The sequence below is a fragment of the Convivina praedatoris genome (assembly GCF_933208495.1).
Classification (GTDB): Bacteria; Bacillota; Bacilli; order Lactobacillales; family Lactobacillaceae; genus Convivina; species Convivina praedatoris.
On the sequence record NZ_CAKOET010000004.1, the window covers coordinates 168,768 to 178,531 of the forward strand.

At 39.1% G+C, this 9,764-nt stretch carries 14 protein-coding genes; all 14 read right to left on the reverse strand.

Annotated features, from left to right (window positions below):
* Positions 1 to 48: 48 nt before the first annotated feature.
* Positions 49 to 450: a phage tail assembly chaperone gene (locus M4974_RS05240; protein ID WP_248715812.1), complete on the reverse strand. Its 402-nt coding sequence runs from the start codon at positions 448 to 450 to the stop codon at positions 49 to 51.
* A gap of 76 nt (positions 451 to 526) precedes the next feature.
* Positions 527 to 1,186: a phage tail protein gene (locus M4974_RS05245; protein ID WP_248715813.1), complete on the reverse strand. Its 660-nt coding sequence runs from the start codon at positions 1,184 to 1,186 to the stop codon at positions 527 to 529.
* A 3-nt stretch (positions 1,187 to 1,189) separates the two neighbouring features.
* Positions 1,190 to 1,555, reverse strand: a complete 366-nt coding sequence (locus M4974_RS05250) for a DUF806 family protein (RefSeq protein WP_248715814.1) — start codon at positions 1,553 to 1,555, stop codon at positions 1,190 to 1,192.
* Entirely contained in the window at positions 1,552 to 1,956 is a 405-nt protein-coding gene (locus M4974_RS05255) for an HK97-gp10 family putative phage morphogenesis protein (RefSeq protein WP_248715815.1), read from the reverse strand. Before M4974_RS05255 ends, M4974_RS05250 begins: the two co-directional genes overlap by 4 nt.
* A gap of 14 nt (positions 1,957 to 1,970) precedes the next feature.
* Entirely contained in the window at positions 1,971 to 2,309 is a 339-nt protein-coding gene (locus M4974_RS05260) for a phage head closure protein (RefSeq protein ID WP_248715816.1), read from the reverse strand.
* A complete protein-coding gene (locus M4974_RS05265; protein ID WP_248715817.1) occupies positions 2,290 to 2,625 on the reverse strand; it encodes a head-tail connector protein in 336 nt (111 codons plus the stop codon). The genes M4974_RS05260 and M4974_RS05265 overlap by 20 nt, the downstream gene beginning before the upstream one ends.
* 64 nt (positions 2,626 to 2,689) lie before the next feature.
* Entirely contained in the window at positions 2,690 to 3,886 is a 1,197-nt protein-coding gene (locus M4974_RS05270; RefSeq protein WP_248715818.1) for a phage major capsid protein, read from the reverse strand.
* 11 nt (positions 3,887 to 3,897) lie between these two features.
* The gene (locus M4974_RS05275; RefSeq protein ID WP_248715819.1) at positions 3,898 to 4,620 is read right to left on the reverse strand and encodes a head maturation protease, ClpP-related; all 723 of its coding nucleotides are present in this window, start codon (positions 4,618 to 4,620) and stop codon (positions 3,898 to 3,900) included.
* Entirely contained in the window at positions 4,607 to 5,767 is a 1,161-nt protein-coding gene (locus tag M4974_RS05280; protein WP_248715820.1) for a phage portal protein, read from the reverse strand. The genes M4974_RS05275 and M4974_RS05280 overlap by 14 nt, the downstream gene beginning before the upstream one ends.
* A 2-nt stretch (positions 5,768 to 5,769) precedes the next feature.
* Positions 5,770 to 5,970, reverse strand: a complete 201-nt coding sequence (locus M4974_RS05285; RefSeq protein ID WP_248715821.1) for a DUF1056 family protein — start codon at positions 5,968 to 5,970, stop codon at positions 5,770 to 5,772.
* Positions 5,971 to 5,981: 11 nt separating this feature from the next.
* Positions 5,982 to 7,844 carry a terminase large subunit gene (locus tag M4974_RS05290; protein ID WP_248715822.1) on the reverse strand — a complete coding sequence of 621 codons (1,863 nt, stop codon included), beginning with the start codon at positions 7,842 to 7,844 and terminating at the stop codon, positions 5,982 to 5,984.
* On the reverse strand, positions 7,841 to 8,302 hold the full coding sequence (locus tag M4974_RS05295; protein WP_248715823.1) for a phage terminase small subunit P27 family: 462 nt from the start codon (positions 8,300 to 8,302) through the stop codon (positions 7,841 to 7,843). The genes M4974_RS05290 and M4974_RS05295 overlap by 4 nt, the downstream gene beginning before the upstream one ends.
* A 194-nt stretch (positions 8,303 to 8,496) precedes the next feature.
* Positions 8,497 to 8,943: an HNH endonuclease gene (locus M4974_RS05300; protein WP_248715824.1), complete on the reverse strand. Its 447-nt coding sequence runs from the start codon at positions 8,941 to 8,943 to the stop codon at positions 8,497 to 8,499.
* Positions 8,944 to 8,977: 34 nt separating this feature from the next.
* Positions 8,978 to 9,166 (reverse strand): hypothetical protein, encoded by a 189-nt coding sequence (locus M4974_RS05305; protein WP_248715825.1) that lies wholly within the window; start codon positions 9,164 to 9,166, stop codon positions 8,978 to 8,980.
* Between the last annotated feature and the right edge of the window lie 598 nt (positions 9,167 to 9,764).

The following is a 9,764-nucleotide window of genomic DNA, read 5'->3' on the forward strand; positions in this document are numbered from 1 at the left end:
TGTAGGCAATATCTTTTAAAACATTATCTAAATAATCGTGGCGCTCCTTTACGCTTTTAAAGTGTCTTTTTCACCACCTTTTTCAGATTCTGAACCGGTCACCTTGGTCGCAATTTCAGTTGCAAAGTCCAGCACATCATTAAAACTATGTTCATCGTCAATATTTTCAATCTGATTATCAGTTAATTTCAAAGTTGATTGGATGTAATCTAGCGCAGTATCTGACATCTCAATCATGTTATCCATGTTTTGCTCATTTAGTGTCAACGCTGCAGTACTGTTGGAATCATCAATTGCTTGACTATCTTCTTCATTTTGCATTTGTTTTAGCTGGATGCGGTTTATAGATTTGATGAAAATAATTGACTTCTTAAAATTCTTATTACTTGTCTTAACCACGACCCGCTTAGTGGTACCTAACATCTTTTTCACATCGATTTTTACTGACATTTAATATCTCCTATATTTTTAGTTTGGTGCCTGATTTTCAGACATAATAAAAAGCCGCCAAAGCGACTTGTAAAAATTAGTGTCCTGCTGGTGTGACTGGGTTTGTATTAGTTCCCGGATTAACTACTGCTGTAGTTGGAAATATATCACTAAACATCTTTGCTTCATCAAAGTTATCATCCCATCCGTAGTAATTCTTACCAAATCCATCATCGCCACGCTCAACGGGGCTAAAGGTAAGTGCATCAGTAGTCCGTTGTTCTGATGCATTATTAGTTTGCATGTTCTTAGAAGCTTCGGTAACTACTGAACCATATAGACCTACATACAACTTTTTGTTTTCATCAAATGAATCTGATGATTCAACTAAAATAGCGATTAAGTTGTTTGAGTTGGCCTTACCATCAATCTTATAACCACCACGTCCATCGTGTTCATCACCAATTAAACGCTCCTTGATGGCGGCTGGTAAGTTATTAACCGTTAATACTCCTTGAACATTACCCTTAGCTGAAGCCTTATAAACGACTTTGTTTGATCCATAAATATCGGTTGTAGCCCCTTGTAAGTTCGTCATGTTAAACGAAGCAATCCCCTTAGAGCTCGTTTCATTAATTAAAAACTTACCATCAGTATCGCTAGCTGAACCGTTAATGCCATCAACTCCAGTGATGACCTTGAATGTGGTTGCGTCTACTTTTGCAACCCAAGCATTTGTAATTCCTAATGTTGCCATAAATTAAACCTCTTTCTCTATGTTTACTAAGAATGTCTGATAGTCCTGGTAGGTATCTGGGTCTTGCAGCCTGCCCCTCACATTACTAATCAGATATCCTTTACTTTCTAAATATCTGAACAACTTCAACTCGACCTCATCGTAATCCAGGTCGGAATCAGAAGCATAAAAAATCTGAATTTGAAGCGTATAGGTCATGGTGTGAAAGGTATTGCTACCGTAATTTTCTAACTCTTGGGTAGCATCTCGGACTAACAAAAAAGTGAGGTCTGTTTTAGCCTCACTTTCATCTATATTTTTTACAAATACATTATCTGCCCAATCAACGCCAGACTTTACTGCTTCATATAAATCCATTAGTGCCGTCATTTATTCGCCTTTCTCTGCTGTAACGCAGTTAAAGTATCATGAATTGTGGCATACGTCTTTTCTTTTGATGCAATGATTGCTTTGTCGTAGAATGAATCGCCTTTCATCTTGATAGTGCCATCATTAAGGAAACGAGCAATACGAGCATGGTTGGCATCCTTAGTTTCAAAACCAACGGCCGTATTCCCATCCTCTTTAGTACCATCAAGGTTTCCTGTGACATAAGAGTCAGCCAGATGCTTTAGCTTTCCTTCTTTACGATGTGGATTATAGTGACCAGCTTGCTTAGTTGCTACGCTCAATTCTTTTTTAAGCGTTTCAGCCCCTTTACTGGTCACTTCTTCCCGTTCTTCAACCGTCAGATTAACCAGTCCGCCAACTTGGTCAAGCCAACTATCCATTTGTTCCTCAAAACTCATGGTTTTTCAGGAAGGGCCAAGGTAAGCAGGTCAAAAGTTTCACGGGCGGAACGATCGTCTGATGAGATAAGCACCACGTCATAGACAATCCCTTTAATTCTTACTTTTACTTGTTCATTTACCTTGTCATCATGTCGAATGGCAATCATTTTAGTATGCTGCTTGTTAACACCTAAGAGTGTGAACTGCTGATTCAGCGTTTGAGTACGATAACCAAACCAACGTGAAAAATCAGAAACAAAAACATTGTTCTTATTCCCATTTTTAGGGTTAGGTTTAGTTTCATAATGACCAAACTCACACCGTTCGTTAAATTCAAGAGGGTTTATTGCCATTTTTCACCTCTTCTAAGCTAAAACGCTCATATTCTCCCCGCAATTGGCTAATGATCGAATCAGTAGCCAAGTCTACTGGATAAGACTGAACTAGTGATAATGAAGTTCTAAACGAGTAATAACCACTAGCAAGCGCAATAATAGCTGTTTCTAATAGTGGTTTAACCTCTTCTTTGTCCCAAAAACTAGGAAAATCAATCCCAACTGCGTTCTTCACATACTGTTCAGCAGCCATTGAATACCCATTTAACAACGCATCATCTTCATCACTATCAATTCTTAATGATGTTTTTAGTTGCTTAATATCTACCTGCATAAATACTCCTTAATAGCCGCCTGTCACTGACATACTGTGTATTTGTAGGCGACTAGTTAGCTAATTAGGCCTTGGGAGTTTCCGATGTAGTAGCCTTTTGGTCAGCAACTTCCTTAAAACTACCTGCAATAACAGCATCAGTATCAGTTGGACGTACATCAAAACGATCAATTACACGAATCTTAGTTTGGTCACGTTCAAATGCTCCGGCACCAACATTAGTTGATAGCAAAGACATTTGTTCACGGTCAAATAACGTGATAGCCTGCTTCAAGTCCCCAAAGTAAAGTGGGTGTGAACCAGATACATCTGGCAACCACTTATCTGATACAACCTTGACTGTCTTACCATCAATCATGTGAACATCAGGTTGAGTTGGGTCATGTTGTAGTAAATAGTTACCGAAAGCGTCCTTAACCTTGGCCAAAACTCCGTATCCGCTTTGGTTAGTGATAAAGATTGAGGTAGTAGTGATGGCTGGGTCAAGTTGAACGTTAACCATGTCCTTAATATCATCAAACTTAGCGATGGTTGGCTTCTTAGGAAGTACCTTCATTTGCTCGATAATAGCTGCATTACGAGTAACAGTTACCTTCTTAGCAATCCACTGTGACAACCAAGCCAAAATGTTTTCAGCCGTATCCTTCAACAAAGAATTAGTAATCGTTTGAATACCTGCATAACGCTTGATTAAGTACTTAACTAGGGTCAACTTTGGATCGTCAATATCACCAATTAGGTCATCTTCATTATCCAAATTAGTAAGCGGTGTCACATCCGTCCATTTTTCGTAAACTCGTGAACCATTGCTAGTTGTAACGTGTTCGACATTAACTAATTCTTGCAAGCTTTCATACTGACGTACCAAGGCATGAATAGTCGTCTCAATATCTTGAGGAATCGTCAAACCAATACGGTTACCACCCTCGTCTGTAGATGAATTAACTTCATTCACGACGTTAGGAATGCCATTAACATAGTCCTTAAATTCATCAACAAACTTACGCTTTTGGTCTTTTTCCTCCTTGTCCAACGGATGTACCTCGGTATTCACAATTTCTTCTGCCTGAGCATTTACCAAGTTTTCGTGAGCTAAATCACGCTTAGCCTTAGCGTTTTCAATATCATTCTTGATAGTAGCAACTTCTTCAGCAGTCACAGTGTCATCATCTACCATAGCTTGTGCCTTAGCTTGTAAATCGCTTACTTTTTGACCAGCAGCAATCCAAGTTTCATTTAAAGCATTTACGTTTTGTCCCATCTGGAACCTCCTTAAATTTTTTCAAGTAAAATAGCCGCCTTCTGACTACGTAAATCAGATAAACGACTATTTTCTTTTTCTTCTTCAATTTTTTCATTTGTTTTTAAAGTCTTGACTGACTCGGCCTTGTTAATTAAATTCAATAATTTATTAACAGCCCGTTTTGGAATAGCTTGTTCAGTTGAATTAACTGGCTGCAATTCATCTTCGTTGACAAACATAATCTGATCGGCGAAACCTTTGTTAACTGCGTCTTGCGCACCTAACCAAGTTTCATTAGCCATCATGTTCAACAACTCGCCCTGGTCAATTCCTGTCTTAGCTTCATAAGCTGAAGCAATCGACTTATCAATACCATCAAGAATATCAATTTGCTTGGCCATATCGTCTTTGTTACCGACTGTTCCAGACATTGCCTGGTGAATCATGATTTGACCAGTTGGACTAATATTGACTTGATTACCAGCCATTGCAATCACAGAAGCTGCACTGGCGGCCAATCCTTGAATATTAACCACTACATTACGCTGGCATTGACGTAAAGAAGTATAAATTTCACTAGCAGCGAAAACATCCCCACCATTTGAGGCGATATTAACCATCACATCATCATCACTACCATCGTTTAAAGCGTCATTAACACTCTTGGGACTAGCACATTTCATCTCAAAGAAATCATAAACAATAGCCGTATCATCATCTACGACTGTTCCTTTAATATCAATTTGGGTCATTATTGGCGTCCTCCTTTCCATTAGGTTCATACTCCGGCATATCTTGTGGAAGATAACCAGAGTTCTTGAGCAACCATTGAGCTTGCTCTGCACTTAGTAATCCGTTTTGTTGGAATGTGGCAATATTGGTCGTGTAGTCATCATTAACTGGATCAATGGCCGGTTTAATATCCATGCTTACTTGAGTATTCAGTTTATTTTTTAACTCGCTTACAATCGCCGATGAGTAGCGGGTCAATGACTTAGCATATTCACCGCCAATCATTTGCAGTGAACTCTGTTGGTCTCCAGTTCCGTTCAAAATACTATCTGGAACGCCGTAAGCCTTAGCAATCTGTTTAGAAGTCCAGTCAGTTTGCGCAAGTAGCTTGGATACATCTCCCTTAACCTCTAGCGGAGTGTAGTCAGCTAGCTTGTCAATAACAACTGGTCCATTACCACTTGATGTCATTTGCTGTACAAACTTACGCGAGATAGCCGACTTAGTTTCTGAGTTAACTAGACCTGTATCAATCTTCAAAATTCCTGGGGCCATAACTGATTTAGCTAAGGCACTCAATGTTAGATTGTTAGACGACTTCTTAATTGCTAACTCACTAGCTAATGAACGCAGCGGGCTGACACCAGTAGCACCACCATTCTGACTTAACAACCTAAAATGAATCATGTCGCTAACTGGGATATTTTGAATTACCCCAACTTCTGGAGAATCAAAGGTCACATTATAGAACAAACCTGAATAATCCCGTAAGGCAAACACACTCACTTGACTTGGCCTCAAATATTCCCAACGCTGATCAGTTCCGTTGACATTACGCCACCGATAAGCAAAAGCCTCTCCACCTAACAGCAATTGTGCAAAAACTGACTGCCAAAACGAATGCGTATTTGACCAATTACCATTTGGATTATCAATCAAGGCCTGCATACGGTTATCATCAGCATGCAATACTGACGTCGCTAAGTCACTACTCAACTGAAAGACAATCGAATAAATGTCTGAATTAAGCAGTGCCTCACTAGCACTAACATAAGTTGAGCTACCGTCCTGCACCTTGATGAAGTTAACAATATCATCATCAGATAAACCAATTTCATTCCCACCAATTACTAAGCCATTTGTAATATTAGGCTTAAATAACGGCAATCCTAATCACCCCCTTTATTGTTTTGCTGAACTGCAATAATCTCGCTAATATATCCAGCAATCAGCAATGTAATAGCTAATCCTAGCCAACCCCACCGATTACCGAAGCTAAAAGCAAACATATTAGCAAAAATAGCGCCAATTACGAAGCAAATGGCATCAAAAAAGCGCCATATAGGCGCCAATAACTGCTTAAAAAACATGGTTTAACCTCCTAAATCATGCCAGATTCTTTCAAAAGATACTCTGCTTTTTGCTCATCAGTCATTCTTTCATACTGTTTTTCAGGATCATTGACCGTTGAAAACGACTCAAAATGGTACATTGCTTGGTAAAAAGCGTCAATTAAAGCATCCACAACATCAATTTTTAGTGTTGCTTTGGCCTTATCAACCTGAATCCCTATCTTATCTTCAATGATTTGCGCATTAATCAGTGCTTTTTCCATGATTTTGTCATTAAAACGTGACAATGAACCCTCAACTAGCGATGATTGCAGAAACTTAGTGGGGTCTTTTAATTCACTAGTACGTTGTCTAATCGCCATCAACGGCCATGAGGTATTGACTTCGAGTTGCTTAATAGCTGGAGTTGCGCCCCAAGCATCATAGCCAAAGAACACAACATCTAACTGATTATCCTCTACGTAGCTCAATAACCAAGCGTATACCTGGTCACTATTAATCAATCCCTGTGGATGACTGGTAATCGTACAGTATCCTTCTTTTTCTAACTCACGATAGTTAATGCCATCTTGTTTTTCTTTAGCTTCAATGCTGCCTGCCTTCTCCCAAGGAATAAATGAGTGCTGTGATATGAACCAGTGATGGTCACCGTTTTCATCTCCATGCGGATAGACAAATGCAATGGCAGTGTTATCACTAAACATCGAGTAATCAAAACCGATATAAACTTGTCGACCATTAATATCAAAGCTAGGAATAACAGCACGCTCAATATCAGCAAGCTTCAGATAACTATTTGTAGATTCTTGCAACCACATATTCAAGTTCTTATTTTGGAAGTCGCTCAATGTACCAGATAAGCTATCACTATCACGCTTATCAGTTAAACCAGCCATCAAGTTATCACGCTGTGACTTCAATCCCAACAAAGGATTACTCTTCAACCACGTTTTAGGTTTATAAGTTTCGTCCAAGCTATCCTGACACCAGATTAAACCAAGATAACTATCAGCATCACGCTTATAATCTTGTTCCATCGCTTGCTGAACCATCTTCTCATCATCATGAAACGGCACGCTTGGGTCAGGATAGGCCGTTGATATTTGAACAAATTGCCGATTCTTAACCTTAACTTGACCAGAAACAATCTTAGATATTCGATCACGGCTGGTTATTTCACCAATTTCATCAACAATAGCCGTCGTAAAATGATACGAATCATACTGACCAGACTCATGAGAGATAGCACGAATAACATTGTTAGGTTTCTTCATGATGATTTGGTCATTTTGAATAGCCAATTCAACTTCATCAGCAAGTTTTTTAAAGGGGCCATTGTTACTAATTGACTGCATCATCGTCTTAACATAACCGAACAGCTTCTTTGTCTGTTTAAAGTTAATTGACGAAACTAAAAAGTCCTGGTTCTCTAAACCAAGACTTTCAATTAAGAATGAATAAGCCATTAAGATAGCCATCAAATAAGTTTTCCCTTGACCACGGGCAACCGATACAATCGCACGACTATATCTTTTACCACCATGTTGATCACGCCAACCAATTAACTGGGTTAAGATAAACTCTTGCCACGGCATTAACTCGGTTGGCTCTCCGGTATCAACATTAGGACACAAAGCAGCAAAGGTTAGAATATGTTCAGCCTGTTTAACTGAATACATATAGTCAAACTCATTAGCTAGCTGACGTTGTAAGTCTCTAACATGCCGGAAGGCAGCTAACTGAATTAAATAACCAGCTTTCACCTTCTCATCAAGGACATCTAAAGCATACTTGGTACCTTTGTCCTTGAATTTCTTACGGACTTCATCGACTTTTAAATTGTGATAAGTTCCCAACACATCGTGGGTTGCCGTTAAATCAATCTTAGTCATTCATTTCCCTGAAACAATTGCATAATCTCTGCTGTAGCGCTCTGATCATCGCCATCAGTCAAACCGTCAAACAGTTCTTGTCTACTTTTAGGGCTCAACCCTAACTCTGATCCAATCTTGGTTAAGTTTTTAATCGAATCACTATATATCTGTGTCATTGGGTTCCGTTTAAATCCTTTGAACGTATGTTCGATAACTTTTCCGGTCATATCCTGAACGGGGTCATACATTGCTTGTACTTCCCCATGTTTACGAATATGCATATAAGCATTTCTATAAATTTCATACTGAGTGCAGTAAGTTTCTACCAAAACAGAATCTACTCTAATTACATTGCTTTTAGTTTCTAAAAAACCGACAACTTTACGCCAAACAATGCCAGATTGTTTGCTGAAATAGTCCGGAGGGTTGGTGCGAAGCTTCCCGCCGTTAACAGCATAGTCCGGTTTTTTAGTCATAATTTTTTAACTCCTTTCTGGAGGGGTACCCCCCCTACCTAAAATTTTCAAAAATTGAACTTTTTTATAAGACGACGATATGTGAGCGCTCTCTCGTTCAGCCAAACGGGGGCGGGGGTATCTAGCTTTTTATGCCCTCATTCGTACAAGTACACCACTGCAAAATAAAAACGCCTAAATCGCCTTATAGGCGTTCAAACGTCATTCATTATCTTTACAATTGTGGCTACATCATTGATAGCTCTTACTGGCCTTAACCAGTTATCCTTACCGGTACCATAGTAGCTTTGTTCCCACCTCGTCTTAGCGGTATGACAAGACGGACAGACGACCGCTAGGTTTCTTTGATTTGCTTTGAGCGTCTGGTCTACTTCTATCGGTACGATGTGGTCAACAGTCTTAGCAGCCGTCACTCTACCTTGCACCTTACAGTACTGACACAGGTAGTGTTGGTTACTAAGTGTTGCTTGTCTTAACGCTACCCAATGTCTAGTTCGATAGAACTGATACTGACTAGACTTGTTTCCATCTCGATTACGTACCACTGTGTTGTAACGATGAGTTGCTGTCTTATCTCGTGGCTTGTATTCACGCTCTTGGTCTTTATGTACCTCACAGTAATGCTTAGGCAACTGAACCATCGTGTGGCAACCATTAGCACGGCAGCGTATTACTCTAGCCAAACGCCCACCAACCGATTAGGAATAGGACAATTAGAATACCAACAGCTACCTTCCAACCTAGTTCAACAAACAGAGCGATGATTGCCCCAATCCCAAAGAAGAACACTGAGAATACTGCGCTTAATATTAGAATGATAATAATTATTCCAAGCAAGATTAACATATAAATACTCTCTTTCATCAATAATATACAACGACATGATAATACTTCTTCATGTCATCGCACCACCTCCAATCACTTATAAATTTTATGTATTAATGTTGACGCGTATCAATAAATTTTTGTTTACGACGGCCAACATTATTTTTATTTTGGTTATGAAGATACTTCTTAACTTTAATTTTTTTCATGCTAACAACCGCAATACATGAAACAAGAATAGTAATAAATCAAGCAGTCCAAAAATGACGCAAGCAGTTGTTAATCCCATAATGATAATTGAAATAGCTTCAAATACGCCAGTCCTAAATCCATCCAAGAAACATTGTATAAATTCCTTATTCATCTTCATTCTCTTAACCACTCCATGTGCCTAACATAACCTATTGGACTTAGTAATAGTTCCTGTCTCATTGATTGATGACGTGCAACCTTGGTTTCCTTGTCGTTATTGTTACGCTGAATATACTTACTGTTCACTTCGGTTGAGCCCTGTACACGCTGCTTCATTACTTCTGGTGGAATCACTTCTCTTTAGCCCCCAAATTCTTAATTGTTGCTAAGTCCCAAATACCTAATTCATACATCACACGAATGACATTCTTTTGGCGGGAATGAT